This is a genomic window from Arthrobacter sp. TB 23, assembly GCF_000294595.1.
Lineage (GTDB): Bacteria > Actinomycetota > Actinomycetes > Actinomycetales > Micrococcaceae > Arthrobacter_D.
Genome location: NZ_ALPM01000043.1, coordinates 1 through 22,695, shown reverse-complemented (window position 1 = coordinate 22,695; position 22,695 = coordinate 1). Strand labels below are relative to the sequence as shown.

Here is a 22,695-nt window from a genome sequence, read left to right as displayed (position 1 = left end):
CTGTTTGTTTGTCGGGAGGGCCGCCCATGGACCCAACGTGCGCAATGAAGGAAGATTGAAACCATGAACGCAATACTGAACGTCATCTGGCTGATTTTCGGCGGCATCTGGCTAGCCCTGGGATACGTCCTCGCCGGTGTGATTTGCTGCCTGCTGATCGTGACCATCCCCTTCGGCATTGCATCCTTCAGGATCGCCGCCTACGCCATCTGGCCCTTCGGCCGCACGATAGTGGACCGGGGCGGCCGAGCATCAACCCTGTCGACGCTCGGCAACGTCATCTGGATTGTTGTCGCTGGCATCTGGCTGGCCATCGGGCACGTCCTGACCGCCATTCCCATGTTTATGAGCATCATTGGGATCCCGCTCGGCATCGCGAACCTGAAGATGATCCCGGTTTCGCTGACACCGCTCGGCAAGGAAATCGTCGAGACGCGCGGTACCAGGGTCCCGCAACTCCGCTAGCTACTCCGCGGCGCCGCGCAGGAAAGCAGCCATCAGCGGCCCGCCGGACGTCGAGCCCAGGTCGCCTTCCTCAACGAACACCGCGACCGCGAGGTCACCCTGCAACGCAACGATCCACGCGTGGGTCCGCGGTGGGTCCTCGTTACCAAACTCGGCGGTACCGGTCTTGGCGAGCACCGGATCGCCCGGCACATCGGCCAGCACCGTGGCGCCGCCTTCGGCCACGACGGCGGCCATCAGGGTTTGCAGCGTTCCCGCCTCCTCGACGGTGAGTGCACCGGGCGTCCCCGCCGGCGACGGCGACGAGTCGGCCCCGGTGACATTCCCGGCCGGATCGTCGGCGAGCAGGGTCGGGGTAACACGTTCACCTGCCCCCACGCTCGCAGTCATGACGGCGAGGGCCAGGGGCGAAACGAGGACCTCCCCCTGGCCGATCATCGACGCAGCGTGGGCGGTGCCTTCTGCAGTTTCGGGCACCGAACCGAAGAACGCTGGAATACCGATCGACGCTTCGACCCCCACGCCGAGATCTGCAGCGGCGGCCGCCAGTTTTTCCTGCGAAACGACGTCGCGGGTGGCAATGAAACCGGTGTTACAGGACTGGGCGAAGGTCTGCAACAGCGGGATATCGCCAAGGAACGCTGCAGGGTAAGTGCTGGCGTTGTTGAAGGACCGGCCATCGACCACCAGTTCCTCGGTGCACTGGGTGGAAGATTCCGGGGTAAACCCTTCGCGGAGCAAGGCCAGCGAGGTGGCAACCTTGAACGTCGACCCGGGGGCGTACTGACCCAACAGTGCGGTCTGCAGACCGGCACTGCCGGGGCCATTGGCGACCGTGAGGATCTCACCGGTGGAGGGACGCACAGCAACGATTGCCGACGCCGACGGTTCCTCCTCAAGCACCTCCTCGGCAAGGGCCTGCAGCGACTGATCAACGGTAATGTTCAGGGGCTCACCAGCCACCGGATCCTTCTCGAAGAGGGGCCGGGCTTCGACGCCGTCGGCCGGCTCAGCGGGGGCCGCCGTGATGGTCAGGCCGGGAGTGCCGGCCAGCTGGTCATTGTGCTGCAACTGCAGGCCGGACAACCCGGTGACGTCCCCGGCTTCCAGCTCGGCGCCGGACTGCTCAATCAGCTCCGCGCTGGCCTGGCCCACCGACCCCAGCAGCTCCCTGGCGAAGGTGCGGGTGGGGGCGAGGGCAAGTTCGTCAGGGAGGGCCAGGACGCCGGGAACGGCGTCGAGCTCGTCATCCGTTATGGTGCGTGAGGCGTCATCGCGCAGGACAATCGCCTCCACGAAAGCCTCCGGACCCGCCCCCTCCACCTGGCTGGTGAAGGCCGCCGGGTCCACTCCGACAAGGCCGGCGAGGTCCTGCGCGGATCCTGCGAGCTGCTCTTCCTCGAGCTGGGTTTTGTCGAGACCGATCCGGAGGACCGGACGGTCAGTCACGAGCACCTGACCGTCGGCGCCGAGGATGTCACCGCGGGCCGCCGGGACCGACGAGGTCGCCAATACTTCGCCGGCAGCCAACCCCTCAACTGCGACAGCCGGATCCCAGACGACCTGCCACACGTCGTCGGTTCGCGACAGCTCGACGGTGGTGGAGTAGGTCCAGTCCTCATCGCTTTCATCCACATCCCACACGTGGTTTAACTGCGCGGTGGCCTGGTCTTCGGAAGCGGACTCCACCTCGCCGACGGAGACCGACGGCGTCAGCGGGTCGAGGGCGGCGGTGATGGCGGCAAGGTCCGCATTGACCGTCTCCACCGACCCGGTGGTGAACGCGGAGCCGGCGACATCGAGGGTGCTGAGGCCTTCGGCGAAGGCCGCGGCGGCGTCGTTCGCTGTCGGACGGTCATCGGTGCAGGCGGTGAGACCGAGGGCAAGAGCTGCAACGGTCAGGACAGCTGTGTGACGTGTGAAGTTCCCCATTGAGTCATTATTACGTACCCGCGGAGTCGTCGAGGTCCCACCGGCAGTCACATTCGGATGACACTGCGGTCGAAGTGCCGGGGAGCACCCGACCAGAGGTTAGAGTAACTAGAAGTTATCGAAGCACGGAGCTGCCGAGCCGCTCTGAAAGGATCCCCGTGGGCACTTCCGTCGTTGACGACCAGCAGTATTCGCCGACGGAAGCGGGCGCGGGATTGTGGTGGCTGGCAGGTGCTGGGCTGGCCGTGGCAGCAGCCGTTGGGAGCTACCTGGTCGCCAATAGCGGCGAAGATCTGGCCCAGCATGTCGGGAACATCAGCCTCCTCCTCTTCAGCCTGGCGGCCGCCGTCAGTTGCGCCGTCGCCGCACGCCGCGACAAGGAATCCGCCAAAGCCTGGTGGTTGCTGGCGACGGCGACGCTCGTCTGGTTCGGCGGCATGGCGGCCTGGACCTATTTCGGGGTGACCCGCGACCACCTGTATCCCTTTCCTTCGATAGCCGACATTGGGTTCATTGGCTACGCCATACCGGCAACAGCCGCCCTCTTCTTCTTCCCCCGGCCGCCAGCAACGCTGGTGTCCGGCCTCCATACGCTGCTGGACGGTGGGGTGATCGCAGCAACCGTCCTGTTCATCAGCTGGGCGACGGTCCTCGGCCCCGCCCACCGGTCATCCAGCCAGGGGGTCGAAGGCCAGCTCACCGCTACCTCCTACCCGGTGGTGGACGTCATCATCATTTCCCTGGTGCTCGTGCTGGGGATTCGGCGGCCGGTCGGCGACCGACTCCGGTGGTTCTGCATGGGCGGCGGCCTGCTGGTGCTGGCCATCACCGACAGCGTGTACGTACGGCTCACGTTCGAGGGCGTCACCGGCGTCACCGGATCACCGCTCACGATCGGCTGGATGCTGGCCTTCACGCTGATCGCCGTCGCACCCCTGGTGCCGCGCCGGCCAAGAACTGGCGCCGACCGGCACCGCTACGCCGTCGCCCTGGAGCTGGTCCCCTACGCTCCAGTGGTGGTCGCGATCGTCGTCGCCGGATATACGGCAGTCGACGGTACGTATCCGGTCCAGCTGGGGATCGGCGTCGTCGCCCTTGTCTTGTTGGTGATCCGCCAGGTCCTGATCGTCGTTGAGAACGTCACGCTGACCCGCGGATTGGCGGATCAGGTGGCCGCGCGCACAGCGGAACTGGAGGGTCTCGGCGCGATCGTGACGTCGTCGTCGGACGCCATCTTCGGCTGCACTCCCGACGGCAAGATCGTCAGCTGGAATCCCGGTGCGGAAAGAGTTTTCGGGTATCCAGCGGCGGAAACTATAGGCCGGGACAAGGGTTTCTTCGTCCCGGCGTCGGCACATGCAGCGAATGACGCCGCGCAGGCACTCGTGGCAGCCAGCGGTGAGGGCCATAGTTTCGAAACGGAGCGTTTACGCAGCGACGGCTCAGTAGTGCAGGTCGCAATGACCATATCCCCGGTGTTCACGGATGGGGTGATGCGTGGGCTGGCGACAATTGCTCAGGACATCAGCGAACGACGCGCGGCGGAGACCGAGTTGCTCAATGCCCGGGAAGCCGCGCTCGAGGCGACCCGGCTGAAATCCGAATTCCTGGCGACCATGAGCCACGAAATCCGGACCCCCATGAACGGGGTGATCGGACTGACCGGGTTGTTGCTGGATACGCCACTGGATTCGACCCAGCGGCAGTATGCCCAGGGTGTCAAGGGTGCCAGCGAGTCCCTGCTGCTGCTGATCAACGACATCCTCGACTTCTCGAAACTCGAAGCCGGCCGGATCAACCTGGAGATGGAATCCTTTGACCCACGCACCCTCATCGACGAGGTCGCTGGCCTCCTCGCGGAGGGTGCGCGGCAGAAGAACCTGGAACTGATTGCATACTGCCTCCCCGAGGTGCCAGCGCAGCTGATTGGCGACGCCGGCCGGATCCGGCAGGTGCTGCTCAATCTGCTCTCGAACGCGGTGAAGTTCACCGCGGCCGGAGAGATCGCCATCCGGGTGTATCGCGAGGACCCAGCCGACGCATCCGGTGACGGACGGCCAACGATCCGGTTTGAGGTGCAGGACACGGGCATCGGGGTGGAGGCCGCCGACCACGAGAGATTGTTCGAATCCTTCGCGCAGGCCGATGCTTCAACAACCCGCAGGTATGGGGGGACGGGGTTGGGCCTCGCCATTTCGCGTCGGCTGACTGAGGCGATGGGCGGGACCATTGGGGTCGACAGCACCCTGGGGGCGGGCAGCACCTTCTGGTTCACGCTGCCGCTGGAAGGATCCCTGGTCCCCGCAGCACCCGAATCCAGTCTGCTCGACGAGCTGAAAGTGCTGGTGGTCGACGATAACGCAACCAACCGGCTGGTCCTCGAATCGCAGCTCGGGTCCTGGCGGATGAAGGCAACTGCCGTCGACAGCGGTGAGGCGGCGCTGGAACGACTATCCGCAGCAGCCCACGCCGGAGAGCCTTTCGACATCGCGGTGCTGGATATGCGTATGCCGGATATCAACGGGATCGACCTGGCTGAGGCAATCAGCAGCCACCCCGAGCTGGCCGCCACCCGGTTGATCCTGCTCACCTCCATCGGGCACATCGACCGCGACCGGCTCGCCGCTGCCGGAGTGTCTGAATGGTTGACTAAACCGGTTCGCAGCTCGGCGCTCTACGACCGGCTGATGCACCTGATGACCCACACCGACGCTGAACCGGTAGCGGAAGCCATCCACTCCCGCACCGTCCAGCTACAGGATGCCCAGGATGGTCCGAATGTACGCATCCTGGTGGTTGAGGACAACGCGGTGAACCAGCTGGTCGCGGAATCGATGCTCCTGAAGCTGGGGTACCGGGTGGACCTGGTGGGCGACGGCGCCGAAGCGGTGAAGGCTACCTCCCACGAAACCTACGCAGCGGTCCTGATGGACTGCCACATGCCGGTGATGGATGGGTTCGAAGCTACCCGTGCCATCCGCGGCCGTGAGGGTGCGCACCTGCCGATCATCGCCATGACCGCTGGCGCGCTTAGCGAGGATCGTGAACGGTGCCGCGCCGCGGGAATGGATGACTACCTCGCCAAACCGGTTGATCTGGCGCTGCTGCAGACCACTCTGCTGCGCTGGGTGCACACCCCCGGCGTGCCAGCGCCGGCGGTGAGCGCGCCAACCCTTCCAGCGTCGCCGCCCGCGGCAGCAGCAGCGGAACCCGGTCCGGCTGCCACACCGCGGCAGGTGGTGGATCCAGCCCGGCTGGAGCTACTCCGCGGGCTCGGCGCAGCCGACGGGTGGGGAGTGCTGCCCGCTGCAGCAGCCGCCTTCCTTGAAGGGGTCCCCGCCGATCTGGCCGCGCTTAGACGGGCAATCGAACAGGGGACAGGGCTGCGGGACGCGGCGCACAAGCTCAGGGGTGCTGCCGCCAACATTGGCGCCGACGGCGTCGCGGCCCTCTGCGGCGAACTCGAAAATGATGCGGTTGCCGACGCGGAGACACACCCTGCAAGGATTGAAGAGCTGGCGGCAGAACTGGAGTTGGTCTCCCTGGCCCTGGCCGACTCCGTGAGAGGAGCCCCGTGAAGGTGATGGTGGTCGACGACGACCCGGGATCATTGATGGTCGCCAAGGCCGTGGTGGAACAGGCTGGCTACGAGTGCCTGTCGGCAACCAACGGGGACGCCGCCTGGGACCTGTTCCAGCGGTATCAGCCCCAGGTGGTCGTCACCGACTGGATGATGCCCGGCATGAACGGGCTGGAACTGTGTAAGGCAATTCGCAGCGCCGAGGAGGACACCTACACCTACCTGGTCCTGCTCACGTCTTTCGGCTCCCAGGACGCCGTGCTGGCGGGGATGGAAGCCGGCGCCGACGACTATGTCACCAAACCGCTGGATCCCTTCACGCTTCGCACCCGACTGCTGGTGGCGCTCCGCGTGACCGCGCTGCATTCTCAGCTTGGAAAGTACCGGCAGGAACTCACCCGGCAGGCGAGAACCGATCCGCTCACCAGGGTGGACAACCGGTTGAAACTGACCGAAGACCTCGAACTCCTGCATAACCGGAGCCAACGTTACGGCGGACAGTATTCCCTGGCGCTGTGCGACGTTGACTACTTCAAGAGCTTCAATGATCTGCAGGGGCATCCGGCGGGTGATGAAGCGCTGAAGGCGGTAGCCAGGACTCTCACCCGGCTGTCACGGGACACCGACGGTGTGTACCGGTACGGCGGCGAGGAATTCCTGCTGATCCTGCCCGATCAGGGCGCGCACGACGCCGAGGTTGCGGTTGAGCGGATCCGCTCGGGGATTGAGTCACTGGCCATTGCGCATACCGGCAACCCGTTGCGGGTGCTGACAATCAGCGCCGGGATCTCAACCTTTACCGCTGACCATGCGGTGAGCAGCGGACAACTTTTGAAGGAAGCCGACGACGCCCTGTACTCGGCGAAGGCGGCCGGCCGGAATCGGGTCGCCAGCTCGCTCCGGACCGGCTAGGGGAAGCCCGGCCCGGAGCGTGCGTGGCCCTACTCCGCCCGGGCCTGCCTGATCAGATCCGCGCACCGTTCGCCGATCATCATGGTGGTGATGTTCGGGTTCACGGTGGTGAGTTCCGGCATCACCGATGCGTCTGCGACGCGCAGCCCGGTCACGCCTTTCACCCGTAGCTGAGGGTCAAGGGGTGACAGCTCATCGGCCACGGCTCCCATCCGCACCGTACCGGCGGGGTGGTAGACAGTGTTGTGGGTTTTCCGGATATAGTCGGCAATTTCGTCATCAGTTTGCACGTCCCCGCCCGGGTACAGTTCACGTCCTGCCCACTCCGCCATGGCCGGCTGGGCGACAATGTCCCGAGCCTTCCGGATACCGGCGATCATCACCCGCATGTCGTGGGGATCGGTGAAATAGCGAGGATCCACCATTGGTTTGTCCCGGTAGTCACGGCTGCGCAACCGGACCGTTCCGCGTGACCGGGCATGCGTGACATTCGGGGTCAGGCAGAACCCGTTGTCGGTGGTGGGGTACCCGTGCCGCAGGGTGTGCATGTCGAAGGGTACAGAACCGTAGTGGAACATCAGGTCGGGCCGGTCCAGTCCGTCTTCAGTGGTGGTGAAGATACCAATTTCCCACCACTGGGTCGACGTTTCAGGCATCGGCTGCTTGGCTTCCCACTGGATGACACCCTCAGGGTGGTCCTGGAGGTGTTCGCCCACCCCGGGGGAGTCCACCCGGACGTCGATGCCGTGCGCTGCGAGGTGCTCCGCCGGGCCGATGCCCGACAGCATGAGCACTTTCGGAGAATCGATGGCTCCAGCCGACAGGATCACTTCTGACCGTGCGGTGAGCGCGTGGGTCCGCCCGAAAGAGGAGTCAACGACGTCGACGCCGGTGCACCGGTTGTCCGCGTCGAACCTCAGTTCCCGCGCCCGCAGGCCGGTAAGCAAGGTGAAGTTGGGCCGTTCCATGATCGGGTGGATATACGACACCGAGGACGAAGCGCGGGTGCCGTCGGCCTGCCGGTTGATCTGGAAGAAACTGGCACCATTGATCACCGTCGCACCCGTGTTGAAGTGGACCCGTGGGATACCAGCCTGTTCACAGGCGTCAAGCAGTGCCTTGCCCGAAGGGTCCGACGCCGGAATGTTCATCAGGTGCACGGGTCCCGCATCACCGTGGTGCGGAGCGTCCGGACCGGCGTCCTCGTTGGTTTCCAGCCGCTGGTAGAGGGCATAGGCGGTATCGGAGTTCCATCCCTCCGCCCCGAACTTCGTTTCCCACTCATCGATGTCCTCCCGGGGCGCCCAGAAGGCGATACAGGAGTTGTGGCTGGAGCAGCCGCCCATCACCTTGGCGCGGGCATGCCGCATGAAGGAGTTACCGTTTTCCTGCGGCTCGATGGGGTAGTCCCAGTCGTATCCGGATTCCAGCAGTTCCATCCACCGGTCAAGGCGGAGGATCTGGTCAACACCCCGGTCGTCGGGGCCCGCCTCGACCAGCGCTACCTGTACGGTCGGGTCCTCGCTCAGGCGGGCCGCGACGGCGGCGCCAGCCGAACCGCCACCCACGACGATGTAATCGAATGCTGTCTTCTCGAAGTGGCCAGTCGCTGCTATTTGATCAGACACGGTTACTGCTCCTCTTTACGGTCCGCAAACCAGCCGGTGACCTGCGGATCGATGTTGTGGTAAATGTGCTTGGCCTCCTGGTATTCGGCTAGGCCGGTCGGCCCGAGTTCACGTCCGACACCTGACTGCCCGAACCCGCCCCACTCGGCCTGCGGCAGGTAGGGGTGGAAGTCGTTGATCCAAATGGTGCCGTGGCGCAGGCGCCTGGCAATCCGCTGGGACTTCCCTGCGTCCTGGCTCCAGACCGCCCCGGCGAGACCGTAATGGGTGTCATTGCCGATCGCCACGGCCTCCTCCTCACCGTTGAACGTCTCGACAGTGACCACCGGGCCGAAGGCCTCATCGACTACCACCGACATGCCCCGCTTGACCTGGTCGAGCACCGTCGGGGTGTAGTAGAAGCCCTTTTCCAGGTCCCCGGTGCCCCAGGTGCCGCCGCAGCGCAGCCGCGCCCCCTCAGCGACGCCCTTGTCAACGTAGCTGGTGACCTTGTCACGGTGAGCCGCGGAGATCAACGGACCGGTTTCTGCGTCCTCATCGAAGGGACCGCCGAGCTTGATCAACTGTGCGCGCCGCACCAGTTCATCGACGAAGCGTTCAGCGATTGGTTCCTCGACGATCAACCGGGCACCGGCCGAGCACACCTGTCCCGAGTGCACAAACGCAGCGTTCAGCGCGTTGTCCAGGGCAGCGTCAAAGTCGGCGTCGGCGAAGATGATGTTGGGATTCTTGCCCCCGAGTTCCAGTGCCACCTTCTTGACGGTTGCCGATGCAGCTGCGGCAATCCGTTTGCCGGTTTCAAGCCCCCCGGTGAAGGAGACCAGGTCGACGTCGGCGTGCTCCGAGAGCGGCGCCCCGACGGTGGCCCCGGCGCCGAGCACCAGGTTTGCCACCCCCTTGGGCAGTCCGAGCTCGTCCAGCACGTCCATCATGAGCATGCAGGTGTGGGGGGTGAGCTCGCTGGGCTTGAGAACGAAAGTACAGCCGGCCGCCAGCGCGGGGGCAATCTTCCAGGCGGACTGCAGCAGCGGATAGTTCCAGGGCGAGATCAGGGCGCAGACGCCGACCGGCTCGTACTCGATCCGGCTGACCACTGCGGCGTTTCCGGGGTCCACCAGCCGGCCCTGGTTCTGACCGGCGAGCTTCCCGAAGTAGGTGAAGCAGCCAATGATGTCATCCATGTCGATCTCACTCTCGACCAGACGCTTCCCCGTATCCATGGTTTCAGCGCGCGCAAACTCGGCCTTGCGCTCCCGCAGGCGGGCAGCAACCTTCAACAGGAAGTCACCGCGCTCGGGTGCGGGAACGGCGGCCCACTCGCCACGGTCGAACGCCGAGCGTGCTGCAGCGATGGCTGCAGCGGCGTCGTCGGCGGTCCCTTCGGATACCGTGCCCACCAGTGCGCCGTCAGCCGGGCAGTGGATCTCCCGGGTACCACCGTCCGAAGCGGGTACCCAGGTGCCATCAATAAACAGTGTTGCGGTACTCATGAACGCTCCTCGGGGTTGGTGAAATCGGATTCCCAGTTGTCCGAGGCCAAATGATCCTCGGTGATTGCGGTGTTGCCGGGCGAGGCGCGGTTGCTGTGCAGGAATTCCAGATGTGTCTCGTAGTGATCCAGCACATCGGTGATGACCTGCTCCCTGGTGTAGCCCAGGAGGTCGTACCCGTTGCTTCCCTCGAGGGAGAAGACTTCCATGCGGTAGTACTTGTCCGCCGTCGAGGCGCTCCTCAGCGCATAGGACGGAGTGTCGTACTGCACGGGGTAGACCTGGTACTTGAACGCGCGTTCGCTGCCCAGGCTGACCGATAGGTCTACCTGTCCAACCCCACCCGGACCAGCGTTGCCGGCGGTCAGGGTGACGTCGGCGCCCTGCGCGGCGAGTTCATCGTGAACCTCCTGGAGTGCGGGAAGGGCCACCTCGTCGATGAACCGCTGGGCCTGTTTGCGTCCCGGATAGGTCAGGACGTGGGCGAGTCGTTGGCGCCAACTGCGGCCACCGCGGGCTTCGCTACCGGATCTGCTGGAGATGATCCCTGGTAGGGAAGTCCGGTAACTATCCATCCGTGAGCTTTCCACTTTCAGAGCCTTGTAAAGCCCGTACATGATGAACAGCAGCAGGATGGAAAGCGGCAGCCCCATTACCACCGTCGCGTTTTGGAGGGTCAGGACCCCGCCGACGGACAGCATGGCGAGGGTGAGGGCACCGGTCACCAGCGCCCAGAACACCCGGAGCCACTTCGGGCCGTCGGAGTTGGCGTCCTTGAGGTGGGAGGTGAAGTTGGCCATCACCAGCGCACCGGAATCGGCGCTGGTGACGTAGAAGAGCAGACCCGTGAAGGTAGCAATCGCGATGATCAGTGGAGCCATTGGATACTGTTCCAGCAGTCCGTAGAAGGCCCGCTCCGGATTGTTCATCCCCACTTCGCCGAACTCCGCGTTACCGCCCATCACAATGTCCAGTGCGCTGTTACCGAAGATCGAGATCCACAGCAGGATGAACGTGAACGGCACGATCATCACGCCCAGGACGAACTGCCTGATGGTGCGGCCTCGGGAAATACGTGCCAGGAAGAGTCCGACGAAGGGTGCCCAGGCGATCCACCAGGCCCAGAAGAACAGCGTCCACCAGCTCAACCACTCGTCGGGACGGTCATAGGCGAACGTATCCATGGTCATGCCGGGGAACTGGCTGAGGACGTCGCCGGTGTTCTGGATGATCCCGTCCAGCAGGAAACTGGTCTTGCCGGCGACGAGGATGAACAGCATGAGGGCGGCGGCCAGCAGCACGTTCAGCTCGGACAGGCGTCTGATGCCCTTTTCGACCCCCGACACCGTTGAAACCACTGCCATCACGACGGCGACGGCGATGAGACCGATCTGGACTGCGAGGTTTTCCGGCAGCCCGAACATGAGGGTCAGCCCGTAATTGAGCTGCACGACGCCGATGCCCAGGGACGTGGCGATGCCGAAAATGGTGCCGAGCAGCGCTGCAATATCCACGGTGTGTCCGATTGGACCTTCCACCTTCTTCCCGAAGATGGGGTACAGCGCCGAACGGATGCTGAGGGGCAGATTGTGGCGGTAGGCAAAAAAGCCAAGAGCCAGACCCATCAGGGCATACAGTGCCCAGCCGGTAATCCCGTAGTGGAAGAGGGTCCAGACCATAGCCTGTCGCGCGGCTTCAACTGTTTCACCCGAGCCCTGGGGTGGTGCGAGGTACTGGGTGATTGGCTCAGCCACCGAGAAAAACATCAGGTCGATGCCAATGCCGGCGGCGAACAGCATCGAAGCCCAGGTGAACATGCTGAACTGTGGTTTGGAGTGGTCCGGCCCGAGCCTGACCTTCCCGACTCTGGAAAGCGCCGCGACCAGAACGAAAATGACCACGAGGGTGACGATCAGGAAGTAATACCAGCCCATATTGACTGACACCCAGGTGACCAGGGTGCCAATGACTGCTGCGGCGTTTACCGGGGCGACGATGGCCCAGACGGTGATTGCCAGAATGCCGACGGCCGAGCCGATAAAGACCGTCTTGTTGACTCTGGTTTTGGGTTCTGAATTCGGCTCGCCGGGGGAGTCCGGCCGTGCTTTGATCTCTTGACTCATCATCTGCCTAATCGTTGATCGACGCCGCGTCGGACTACAACTGAACTGTGCAGGTTATGCGAGGGTAAGGGTGCGACGGGCCTGTCAACGCTACCAACCTGGTCTTCTCCCCCAAGTCGTAGAATCAAAATTACCAGCGAATCAGTGGTTCGTGACCGATCTGCAACCGAACTCTTGATTCAGGAGCGCATAGGGCTAAGGGTTATGACTATGACTATGACAGTTTCGCGGATTGAACTTGCCAGCGGTTTTACTGTCAGTGCCCAGGGTTTTGGTGGCATGGCATTGACCGAGGTTTACGGGGGCCTGGATGAGAGTCAGGCATTGGCGACGTTGAATCATGCGGTGGATATCGGGGTCACGTTCATTGACACCGCGGATATCTACGGTGCAGGAAGCAACGAGGCGCTGATCTCACAGCTGCTGCGCCATCGACGCGACGAGGTCGAAGTGGCTACCAAGTTCGGGCTGATCGGCAGCCCCTCACAGGGGTACTCGGGGATTCGTGGTGACGCCCGGTATGTGAGGGACGCAGCGGACGCGAGCCTGAGTCGGCTCGGCACCGACGCCATTGATCTGTACTACATGCACCGGCGGGACACCCGCGTCCCGATCGAGGAAACGGTGGGTGCAATGGCCGAGCTGGTCACCGCTGGCAAAGTGCGCCACCTCGGCCTGTCAGAGGTCACCGCAGACGAACTGCAGGCAGCCCACGCCGTTCACCCTATTGCAGCAGTCCAAAGCGAATGGTCAATCTGGAGCCGCGACGTCGAGACGTTCGTGGTTCCGATGGCTGCGCAGCTGGGGGTGGGATTTGTCCCCTACTCTCCGCTGGGGCGCGGCTTTTTGACCGGCACAGTCCAGGCAGCAACGCTTGGCGACGGCGACTTCCGCCATCGGGTGCCACGGTTCGCTACCGACGCACTGACCGCCAATGCAGCCGTGGTGGAGGCGGTCCAAGCGGTTGCCGCGGACACGGGTGCCACTGCTGCACAGGTTGCCCTCGCCTGGCTTGCCGCTCAGGGCCGCCGGTTCGGGCTGCCAGTAGTTCCTATCCCCGGCACCCGGAAGCCGGAACGTGTCGAGGAAAACGCCGGCGCCACCGCCATGGTGCTGTCCGCCGCGCACCTTGATGTGCTGGACGGCGCGGCTGCGCTGGTGGTGGGTGACCGCAGCGCCGACCGGTCCTGGGTCTCTCAGGGAAGAGAGGCTTAGGGCCCTACCAGTCAACGCCTGGCGGTGCTCTACTGGGGGCCGGTGCAGGACCTGTCTGCTGTCAGCGAACCAGCTGCGGACACGCACCTGTGCCAAGTTGAGCGGGGTACACTCAACTCTAAGGTTATTGCTGTTTGAAAGGTTGAGACATGGACGCCAAGTTCACCACCAAAAGCCAGGAAGCACTGTCCGCCGCAGCCACGAATGCTTCGACCGCAGGTAATCCTCAGGTCGAACCCGCACACCTCCTGAAAGCGTTGATGGACCAGCGTGACGGCGTCGCTGTTGCTTTGCTCAAAGCCGCCGGGTCCGACCCCGACGCCGTGAGCACCCGGGCGAGCTCCGCAATCAAGGCGCTCCCGTCGTCGTCGGGCACGTCAACGGCGCAGCCGCAGTTCTCCCGCGACACCCTGCAAGCCATCAAGGCCGCCCAGCAGGAGGCCGAGACGCTCGGCGACAGCTTCATCTCCACCGAACACCTGCTGCTGGGGATTGCTGCCGGGGTCGGCTCAACCGCCGCCATCCTGAACAACGCCGGCGCTTCACGCGCAGCCCTTGCGGCTGCCCTGCCGGGCATTCGCGGCGACCGGCGGGTGACCACGCCGGAGCCGGAGAACACCTTCCAGGCGCTAGAGAAATTCGGCGTCGATCTGACCGAGATCGCCCGGTCGGGGAAACTCGATCCGGTGATCGGCCGGGATAGCGAAATCCGCCGCGTCATCCAGGTGCTGTCCCGCCGCACCAAGAACAACCCGGTGCTGATCGGTGAGCCGGGGGTGGGGAAGACGGCCGTCGTCGAAGGCCTCGCCCAGCGGATCGTTGCCGGCGACGTCCCTGAATCCTTGCGGGACAAGACCCTGATCAGCCTCGACCTTGGCTCGATGATCGCGGGGGCCAAATACCGGGGCGAGTTCGAGGAGCGGCTGAAAGCAGTCCTCGAAGAAATCAAGTCCGCCAACGGCCAGGTAGTCACGTTCATCGATGAACTTCACACGGTGGTCGGTGCTGGGGCCTCTGAAGGGTCAATGGATGCCGGCAACATGCTGAAGCCGATGCTGGCTCGCGGCGAGCTGCGCCTCATCGGTGCCACCACGCTCGATGAGTACCGCAAGAACGTCGAAAAGGATGCAGCCCTGGAACGGCGGTTCCAGCAGGTCTATGTGGGTGAACCAAGCGTGGAGGACACCATCGGTATTCTTCGCGGCCTCAAGGAACGCTACGAGGCGCACCACAAGGTGACCATCGCCGATTCGGCGCTCGTGGCCGCTGCTACCCTGTCCAACCGCTACATCTCAGGTCGACGCCTCCCGGACAAGGCGATCGACCTGGTGGACGAGGCGGCGTCACGGCTGCGGATGGAAATTGACTCGGCCCCCGAGGAAATCGATCAGCTGCGCCGCTCAGTCGACCGGCTGACGATGGAGGAGCTGGCGCTGACGGGCGAGAGCGACGACGCCTCCCAGGACCGGCTCCACGCCCTGCGCGCCGACATGGCCGATCAGAAGGAAAAGCTCGCAGCACTCAACGCTCGGTGGGAAGCCGAAAAGGCGGGGCTCAACCGGATGGGTGACCTGAAGGCTGCCCTCGAGGACCTGCGCTCGCAGGCCGAGCGGGCCCAGCGCGACGGCGACCTTGAGCAGGCCTCACGGTTGCTGTACGGCGAAATTCCCACCCTGCAGCGCGAGCTCGACGCCGCGCAGGACGCCGAACCCGAGGACACTCCGCTGCCGATGGTCGCGGAGGACGTCACAGCCACCGACATCGCCGAGGTGATTTCCGCCTGGACAGGCATCCCCGCCGGGCGCATGCTCCAGGGCGAAAGCCAGAAACTTCTGCACATGGAGCAGGTCATTGGCTCCCGGCTGATCGGGCAGTCCAAGGCAGTGACGACGGTGTCGGATGCGGTCCGCCGCGCCCGCGCCGGGATTTCAGATCCCGACCGGCCCACCGGATCCTTCCTCTTCCTGGGGCCTACCGGGGTGGGGAAGACCGAGTTGGCGAAAGCCCTCGCCGATTTCCTGTTCGACGACGAGCACGCCATGGTGCGGATCGACATGTCCGAGTACTCCGAGAAGCACTCGGTCTCCCGTCTGGTCGGCGCCCCTCCAGGCTATGTCGGCTATGAGGAGGGCGGTCAGCTCACGGAAGCCGTCCGCCGTCGCCCCTACAGCGTGCTGCTGCTCGACGAGGTGGAAAAAGCGCACCCCGAGGTCTTCGACATTCTGCTGCAGGTGCTCGACGACGGCCGCCTCACCGATGGGCAGGGCCGCACCGTCGATTTCCGCAACGTTATTCTGGTGCTGACGTCCAATCTGGGCTCCCAGTTCCTGGTGGACCCGTCGATGACGGACTCCGCGAAGCGCGACGCGGTGATGTCGGTGGTGAACGCAAGTTTCAAGCCGGAATTCCTGAACCGGCTGGACGATGTGGTTCTCTTCGACGCCCTCACTCTCGAGGAGCTGTCCCGGATCGTCGACCTGCAGGTGCAGTCACTCGCTTCCCGGCTCCACGAGCGGCGGCTGAACCTGACCGTCACCGACGCAGCCCGCGAATGGCTGGCCCTCACCGGGTTTGACCCCGCGTATGGCGCCCGGCCACTACGCCGGCTGGTGCAGCGTGAGATCGGTGACCGCCTGGCGCGGGGCATCCTGGCCGGAACCATCAACGACGGGGATACGGTGCTGGTGGACCGGGTGGTTGATGCTGATGGCCTCAGCGTTGCTGCCGAGGTACTCGAGACGAGCTAGTTGTTGATCAGGGTGTCGCTGATGACGTTGCCCTCATCGCTGGTCACGAGGCAGTCCACCCGGCGGTCGCCGTCGGACCAGGCGCCCTCGCGTGGGGTGACGCGCAGGAGCTCGAGGTTCTCGTAGCGGGCTGCGGCGGTTTCATCGAGGTCGACGCCGTCGCACACCTGCTGCGCGCGGAGAGCCAGCGCGTCGTCACCGGGGAACTCGGCGTCGTCCGCGTAGAAATCGCTGGCCAATAGCTGCGCGTTGTGGGGTGTTGAGCAGGTCACGACAGTTGAGGTGCTGTTGATGTCCACGAAGTCCCGCAGGCACTGGCCCTCTTCAAGGTCCAGGGGCAGGACGTTCTCGGCGATGATCCCGTCAGCACCCGGTGTGCCGTTGCTAATGGGCTCCCGCTCCGGCGACGCCGTCAGGCCGGTGATGAGGGCGACCAGGCCCCAGATCAGGAGACCCAGGGCCAGCAGCCCCAGGAGTGCGCCGCCGATCAGGAGACCCCGCTTGTTTTTGCCGTTGCTGGCCGCCTGACGACCGTCGCGACGCCGGGTGCCGGCCGGGGGTAGCCCGTAGGGGCCTCCGGTGGGTTCGGTAGGGGACTCGGACGGCTGCTCGGGGTAGCTGCCCTGCGGGCCGGTCTGAGCTGCTGGGGTGCCGGGGCTGGTTGGCGGCGCCGCACCCATTCCCGCGGGGAGGGCTGCTGGGTCCGTGCTGGCGGCTGCCGCTGCTGGGACCGGGCTGGGAATGTCGGCGTCCGCTTCCAGGTCAGTGTCGGAATCAATCCCAACTGCTGGACTGGCATCAGAAGCGGGGCCCGTGGTTTCGAAGAGGCGGTCCCACCGCTGCGCATCAGTGGCTGCGGGAGTCCACTCCGGGGCGTCTCCGTCGGCGGCGAAGTTGGGGAGGGCGCGGGTGGTGTCCGTGCTGGCCAGTGCGACCGCTTCGTCTGTGGAGTCTGTGGAAGCGGTGTCTTTCGTGTCCCCGGCGTCCTCGGGGGCGTCGGCTGGTTCCGCGTCATGTGGCTCGTCGACGGCGTCAGGATTGCCATCAGTGCTGTCGGCTGCGGCCTCCGGGTCCCCGTCGGTCGTGTCGCCCGCTGCTCCGCCGGCGGGTGCTGTCCCGGCGGGAGCGGCCTTCGTTGTCGGGTCTGCCGTCGGGACCGCACCGGCGACGAGCAGGCCTGCATCCAGGGCCTCCTGCTCGACACGGCGGGCTTCGGCGGCGATTTCCTCAAGCGATGCAGCGCGTGCGGTGTCTTCGCTGATCCGTGCCGGGTTGAGGGAAGGCTCAACCAGCTGGACGTCGTCGGCGGAGACCGACAATTCCGGCTCGACCGTCTCGGGGGATACCTCGGCGTCGCTGAGCTGCACAGTGTCCGGGTCAACCAGTTGCGGTTCAGCGACGTGAATGGGCTCGGATTGGTGCTCTTCAGCGCCGCTCTGTGCCGGATCGGATTCGGAGTCCCGCGGGGTGCGCTCCTGATCGCTCATGATGTTCCGCCCTGCCTTCTACGTTCTTGTGCGTCCGCCCTCACTGCAGGCTCCTCTGCTACGACTTTAGCCAAGTTTCGGCTGCAGTAGGCGGGAGCCGGTAGCACCAAGTGTACTGACGAAGATCGGCGATTTTCGGGCGGCAGGGAGGGCGCACGCGGAGACTGGGAAAGCATGTAATCTATAGGTACGACAAACTGACCAAATACTCCGGGGCCTCGCTGCAGCCTTGGGCCGATAAGGCCCCAGTGACCACCTCCGGATCGACGCAAAAGGGGGTCACGCCATGGGGCGCGGCCGTCAAAAGGCAAAAGCTACCAAGCAGGCTCGGGACATTAAGTACTTCAGCCCCGCGACTGATTACACGGCACTGCAGCGAGAGCTCACAGGCCCGGGCGAGCGAGCCTCCAAACGTTCTACGGATCCGATGGAGCCGGTTGAACCGGACTACTCGGCTTACGAAGACAAGTACGCAGATGTGGACGACGACGAGGACGACGGCGGATCACGCCGCACTGGTTGATTCACTGCACTGGTTGAGTCACTGCACCAAAAAAGTGGGGTAACCGCAAAATAGCCGTTGCGCAACGGCGATTCTGCGGGTACCCCACTTTTTTGTGCTCGAAAGCGGGCGGGGCTTAGGCGTACTGGCCCACGAGGCGCACCGATCCACCGTCGACACCCTTGGCGCCCTGCACATAATCCGGTCCGTCAGTTGACTCGTTGGAGGCTGCTGCAATCTGGCCCATTACCCAGGCGGGGACGCCACGCTCGGTCAACCGGGCAATGGCGGCGTCTGCTGCCGGCGCGGACACCACCGCAACCATTCCCACACCAAGGTTCAGGGTGCGTTCGAGGTCCGGCAGCGGCACGGCACCGAGTTCGGCGACCAGCTTGAAGATGGCAGGCAGTTCCCAGGTGGAGCGGTCCACCGTTGCTTCCAGGCCGTGCGGCAGCACCCGGGCCAGGTTGGCGGCCAGACCGCCACCGGTGACGTGGCTGAAGCCGTGCACACCGGCGTCGTTGGCAACGGGCAGGAAGCGGGCCAGATCCAGACAGTCCGCGGCGTAGACGCGGGTGGGCTCAAGAAGTTCCTCGCCGAGGGTCCGCCCGAGCTCGCTAACCTGGCGGTCCAACGCCCAGCCAGCCTGGTTGATGATCCGGCGGACCAGCGAGTAGCCGTTGGAGTGCAGGCCGGAGGACGCCATCCCGATGACGACATCGCCCGCACGCACCCGGTCGGGACCGAGCAGTGAATCCGCTTCGACCACGCCGGTCGCGGCGCCGGCGACGTCGTATTCATGTTCTCCGAGCAGCCCGGGATGTTCAGCGGTCTCGCCACCCACCAGGGCGGTGCCAGCCACCGAGCATGCGGCGGCGATGCCCCGCACGATGTCGGCGATACGTTCGGGGACAACCTTGCCGCACGCGATGTAGTCGGTCATGAAGAGCGGCTCGGCGCCAACCACCACAATGTCGTCGACCACCATGCCCACCAGGTCAAACCCGATGGTGTCGTGGATATCCATGGCCTGCGCGATGGCCACCTTGGTGCCGACGCCGTCGGTCGACGTCGCCAGCAGAGGCTTGCGGTAGGTCAGGAGCCGGGACACGTCGTAGAGTCCGGCGAATCCGCCCACCCCACCAATGACCTGGGGGCCGTGGGTGGCCCGGACGGCGTCCTTCATCAGTTCAACGGCGCGGTCGCCGGCTTCGACGTCAACTCCGGCGCTGGCATAGGTGATGGGGGAGTTGGAGGTCATACCCGTTCTTTCTTGTCTTCGTCGGTCAGCACTGCCTCGAACTCGCTGTCAGGCCCGGGATCGCAGCCGTTGGAGCCAGGATTGTCGGCGGGATCAACCCGTTCCAGGAGATTCTTGCCGCGGCGTTCCTCAGCCGGGAGTGCGATTGGATAGTCGCCGGTGAAGCAGGCGGTACACAGGCGTTCGCGGGGCTGCTCGGTGGCGGCGATCATTCCGTCTTCGGAAATGTAGGCCAGGCTGTCAGCGCCGATCGAGTTGCTGATCTGCTCCACTGCCGCACCGTTGGCGATGAGCTCGGCCCGCGACGCGAAGTCGATGCCGTAGAAGCACGGCCAGCGGACCGGTGGGGAGGAAATCTTGACGTGCACCGACGCTGCGCCAGCTTCACGGAGCATTCGCACCACTGCCCGCTGGGTGTTGCCGCGCACAATTGAATCGTCCACCACGATGATCCGTTTGCCCCGGATGACTGACTCCAGCGCGTTGAGCTTCAGGCGGATGCCGAGCTGGCGGAGGGTCTGGCTGGGCTGGATGAAAGTGCGGCCCACGTAGGAGTTCTTCACGAACCCGTGGGCGAACGGAATACCCGACTGCTCGGCGAATCCCACCGCGGCAGGGGTGCCCGATTCGGGGACGGGGATGACGACGTCGGCCTCGGCTGAGTTCTCGCGGGCGAGTTGCCGGCCCATTTCCACGCGGGCCTCGTACACCGAGCGGCCAGCGATCGCAGCGTCGGGACGGGCCAGGTAAACGTACTCGAAGACGCAGCCGGCCTTGGTGGGCGTGGCGAACTTGCGGGTCCGGACGCCGTCCTCGTCGATGGCAATGAATTCGCCGGGCTCGATTTCCCGGATGAAGCTGGCGCCCACGGTGGCGAGGGCGGCCTGCTCGGAGGCGACCACCCAGCCGCGTTCCAGCCGACCGAGGACCAGGGGGCGGACGCCGTGGGGGTCCCGGGCCGCGTAAAGCGTGCCTTCGTCCATGAAGACGAAGCAGAATGCGCCGCTGATTTTGGGGAGTAGTTCGAGGGCTGTTTCCTCGAGGGAGCGGCCGTCGTCGCCGGCCAGGAGGGTGGTCACCAGTGCGGTGTCCGAGGTGTTTCCCTGGGCCATTTCGCCGCTGCGGGGCTTGCCGTGGCGGGCGAGGACCATCTGGTAGAGGTCGGCCGAGTTGGTCAGGTTGCCGTTGTGGGCGAGGGCGACGGTGCCGACGGCGGTGGCACCGAGGGTCGGCTGCGCGTTGGCCCAGTTGGAGGAGCCGGTGGTCGAATACCGGCAGTGGCCCACAGCGATATGGCCTTCAAGGGTGTTGAGGGTGGTTTCGTCGAAGACCTGGGAGACCAGGCCCATGTCTTTGTAGACGCTGATCCGCTCACCGTTGCTGGTGGCGATGCCCGCAGACTCCTGGCCGCGGTGCTGCAGGGCGTACAGACCGTAGTAGGCGAGCTTGGCTACCTCCTCGCCGGGAGCCCAGACACCGAATACGCCGCAGGCATCCTGGGGCCCCTTCTCGCCTGGAAGAAGGTCATGGGAAAGATTTCCGTCACCGCGAACCATTGCATCATTCTCTCACGCGTTGGGGTCTGCGGCTCCACCGGTTACTCGGGGAACTGGTCGTCGTCGTATGTGCGCTGGGCGACTGCCCGCTTGGAGCGTCGGACGCTGATCCGATCCAGCACCAGCACCAGCAGCGCGCCGAGCAGCAGGCCGGGGATCGCAAACACCATGATGAAGAATCCGAAGATGGATTCGCGGGTCAGGGTGGGGTCGCCGGGGCCCGCGTAGGCGACGATCGCTGCGATAACAACACCCACCAGCACGCCAAGGCCCATGAAGGGCGCAAAGCGCGGAGCACGGCGCACCGTGACTTCCCTACGGGCTGGTCCCTGCCCCGGGGTCGCGCCGGGCCCTGCGGCCGCGGGGCGGGCAGTAACCGAAGGGTCGTTGTCGTCGCGAGGCGAGGGTAGCTCTGAACTCATGCTTTAAGGCTACCGGCGTTTAGCCGATCCGCCTGACCAATTGGTACCCGTTCTCCTGGAAGACGAGTTCGTAGGATTCCCCGGGGTAGGTTTCCTCGGCATGCGCCACCCCGTCGGCCGGGTGGGTGGGACCCCAACTCCAGTCCTGGTCGTCGACAATCAGGTATTCCGGCGCCGGATTATCGTTGCCCAGCCAGAACACCTCGGTGTCGGGGACCAGGTACGGCATCAGCACCACCCCCGTCTCCACGGTCGAACCAGCGGGAATCTGAGCCATCACCTGGTGCGCTGTCGCCCACCGTTCGGACTGGCGGAAGGTCGCCGGATCGGCCAGCTCGCCCAGGGGCTGGCTCGGCAGCAACAACAGGGCAGCGACGGTCACCGCGGGGACGACGACGGCGTCAGCCGAGCGCAGCCACCGCCGCCCCGATCTGCGGGAGGTATCGATTGCGTCGATCAGTGCGGCGAACAGGACTGGCATCAGGACGGCGCTGTAATGCCACTCCGGGCCCCAGTACACATCGTTGCCCGAGACGAAACGCCAGGCCAGGGTGGGCACCATGATCAGCGACAGCGGTGACCTCAGGAACAGGAAGCCTCCCGCCAGCAGCAGCAGCCACACCGTTTCGTATTTCGCGCTGGCCGAGAAAATGGTGACCAGCGCGCCAACCGGGTCAGCAATCATCCCGCGAACGTCGATCCGGTCTGAATAGTCGTACTGGCCGCCAGTGTTCAGGAGCGGCAGGATCACCGCCACGGAGAGCAGCAGCCAGCCGACGCCCCACGCCGCCAGCCACAGCCCGATCCGGTCCCGATACCGCCACGCGATGACCAACCCGATCGCGGCAACCGTCAGGCCGAGGTCCTCTTTCACGAAAACCAGCAGTCCAGCCCAGGCGACGGCGGTGCGCAGCCGCCCGATGATCATCGACTCAAGAGCGAGCGCAAGAAGCAGGATGGCGAGCGCGATCTCGTGGAACTGCGCGGCCACCGCCGTCTGAAGACCCCACGACAATCCGTAGGCTACGCCGAGGCAGCTGCCGGCCACCGTGCCGAGCCGCCGGATGCCTAGCCGAGCGATCACGAGGACCGACAGTCCGATCAGAATGTTTTGCAGAATCAGCAGGGTCAGGCCGGAGGGGAAAAACGCGTAGGCGGGACCAAGAATTACCAGCAGCGGATGGAAGTGGTCACCCAGGAGGTTGAAGCCGTCACCCTTGATCGACACAATCGGCGCGTCGAAGCCGGCGTAGGCCTTGGCCAGCTGGGTGAAGATGCCGAGGTCCCAGGACGGGGTAGCGAGCCGGTTCCACTGCGCCACGGAGTAGACCGTGTAAGTGGCGGTGATCAGCAGGGCGATGATCACCGCGGCGGG

General features: G+C 64.9%; 15 protein-coding genes. 6 read left to right on the top strand and 9 right to left on the bottom strand.

Annotated features, from left to right (window positions below; genetic code table 11):
- Positions 1-63 precede the first annotated feature (63 nt).
- Positions 64-465 (top strand): YccF domain-containing protein, encoded by a 402-nt coding sequence (locus tag B384_RS0105765; RefSeq protein ID WP_019482188.1) that lies wholly within the window; start codon positions 64-66, stop codon positions 463-465.
- On the opposite strand, the gene B384_RS0105760 is transcribed toward B384_RS0105765, so the two are convergent.
- Positions 466-2,397, bottom strand: coding sequence for a penicillin-binding transpeptidase domain-containing protein (locus B384_RS0105760; protein WP_019482187.1), 1,932 nt, complete (start codon positions 2,395-2,397; stop codon positions 466-468).
- A gap of 158 nt (positions 2,398-2,555) precedes the next feature.
- Here B384_RS0105760 and B384_RS17885 point away from each other — a divergent pair, with 158 nt between their 5' ends.
- Both B384_RS17885 and B384_RS0105750 read left to right on the top strand, forming a co-directional pair.
- Positions 2,556-5,975: a hybrid sensor histidine kinase/response regulator gene (locus B384_RS17885; RefSeq protein WP_024477202.1), complete on the top strand. Its 3,420-nt coding sequence runs from the start codon at positions 2,556-2,558 to the stop codon at positions 5,973-5,975.
- Positions 5,976-5,980: 5 nt separating this feature from the next.
- On the top strand, positions 5,981-6,889 hold the full coding sequence (locus B384_RS0105750; protein WP_237715241.1) for a GGDEF domain-containing response regulator: 909 nt from the start codon (positions 5,981-5,983) through the stop codon (positions 6,887-6,889).
- Positions 6,890-6,918: 29 nt separating this feature from the next.
- Here the strand turns inward: B384_RS0105750 and B384_RS0105745 are convergent, their stop codons facing one another.
- From B384_RS0105745 to betT, 3 genes are read right to left on the bottom strand one after another with little or no spacing between them, the layout of a single operon-like run.
- Positions 6,919-8,517: a GMC family oxidoreductase gene (locus B384_RS0105745; protein ID WP_019482185.1), complete on the bottom strand. Its 1,599-nt coding sequence runs from the start codon at positions 8,515-8,517 to the stop codon at positions 6,919-6,921.
- A gap of 2 nt (positions 8,518-8,519) precedes the next feature.
- Entirely contained in the window at positions 8,520-10,007 is a 1,488-nt protein-coding gene (locus B384_RS0105740) for an aldehyde dehydrogenase family protein (protein WP_019482184.1), read from the bottom strand.
- A complete protein-coding gene (gene betT, locus B384_RS0105735) occupies positions 10,004-12,133 on the bottom strand; it encodes a choline BCCT transporter BetT (protein WP_019482183.1) in 2,130 nt (709 codons plus the stop codon). The genes B384_RS0105740 and betT overlap by 4 nt, the downstream gene beginning before the upstream one ends.
- A 213-nt stretch (positions 12,134-12,346) precedes the next feature.
- Here betT and B384_RS0105730 point away from each other — a divergent pair, with 213 nt between their 5' ends.
- Both B384_RS0105730 and clpB read left to right on the top strand, forming a co-directional pair.
- Complete coding sequence (locus B384_RS0105730) at positions 12,347-13,345, top strand: aldo/keto reductase (RefSeq protein WP_019482182.1); 999 nt, start codon at positions 12,347-12,349, stop codon at positions 13,343-13,345.
- 149 nt (positions 13,346-13,494) lie between these two features.
- Positions 13,495-16,092: an ATP-dependent chaperone ClpB gene (clpB, locus tag B384_RS0105725; protein ID WP_019482181.1), complete on the top strand. Its 2,598-nt coding sequence runs from the start codon at positions 13,495-13,497 to the stop codon at positions 16,090-16,092.
- Here clpB and B384_RS19600 read toward each other — a convergent pair.
- Positions 16,089-17,579, bottom strand: coding sequence for a hypothetical protein (locus B384_RS19600; protein WP_020424619.1), 1,491 nt, complete (start codon positions 17,577-17,579; stop codon positions 16,089-16,091). The two genes, clpB and B384_RS19600, sit on opposite strands and share 4 nt — an antisense overlap.
- Before the next feature lie 286 nt (positions 17,580-17,865).
- Between B384_RS19600 and B384_RS0105715 the strand changes: the two genes are divergently transcribed.
- Complete coding sequence (locus B384_RS0105715; RefSeq protein WP_019482180.1) at positions 17,866-18,102, top strand: DUF3073 domain-containing protein; 237 nt, start codon at positions 17,866-17,868, stop codon at positions 18,100-18,102.
- Between the two features lie 115 nt (positions 18,103-18,217).
- Here the strand turns inward: B384_RS0105715 and purM are convergent, their stop codons facing one another.
- The 4 genes from purM to B384_RS0105695 all read right to left on the bottom strand — a co-directional run.
- On the bottom strand, positions 18,218-19,342 hold the full coding sequence (gene purM, locus B384_RS0105710) for a phosphoribosylformylglycinamidine cyclo-ligase (protein WP_019482179.1): 1,125 nt from the start codon (positions 19,340-19,342) through the stop codon (positions 18,218-18,220).
- Positions 19,339-20,898: an amidophosphoribosyltransferase gene (gene purF, locus B384_RS0105705; RefSeq protein ID WP_019482178.1), complete on the bottom strand. Its 1,560-nt coding sequence runs from the start codon at positions 20,896-20,898 to the stop codon at positions 19,339-19,341. The genes purM and purF overlap by 4 nt, the downstream gene beginning before the upstream one ends.
- Positions 20,899-20,939: 41 nt before the next feature.
- A complete protein-coding gene (locus tag B384_RS17875) occupies positions 20,940-21,320 on the bottom strand; it encodes a hypothetical protein (RefSeq protein WP_237715239.1) in 381 nt (126 codons plus the stop codon).
- Between the two features lie 19 nt (positions 21,321-21,339).
- Positions 21,340-22,695 (bottom strand): DUF2079 domain-containing protein (locus B384_RS0105695; RefSeq protein WP_019482176.1); only part of this gene is annotated, 1,356 nt, incomplete at its 5' end.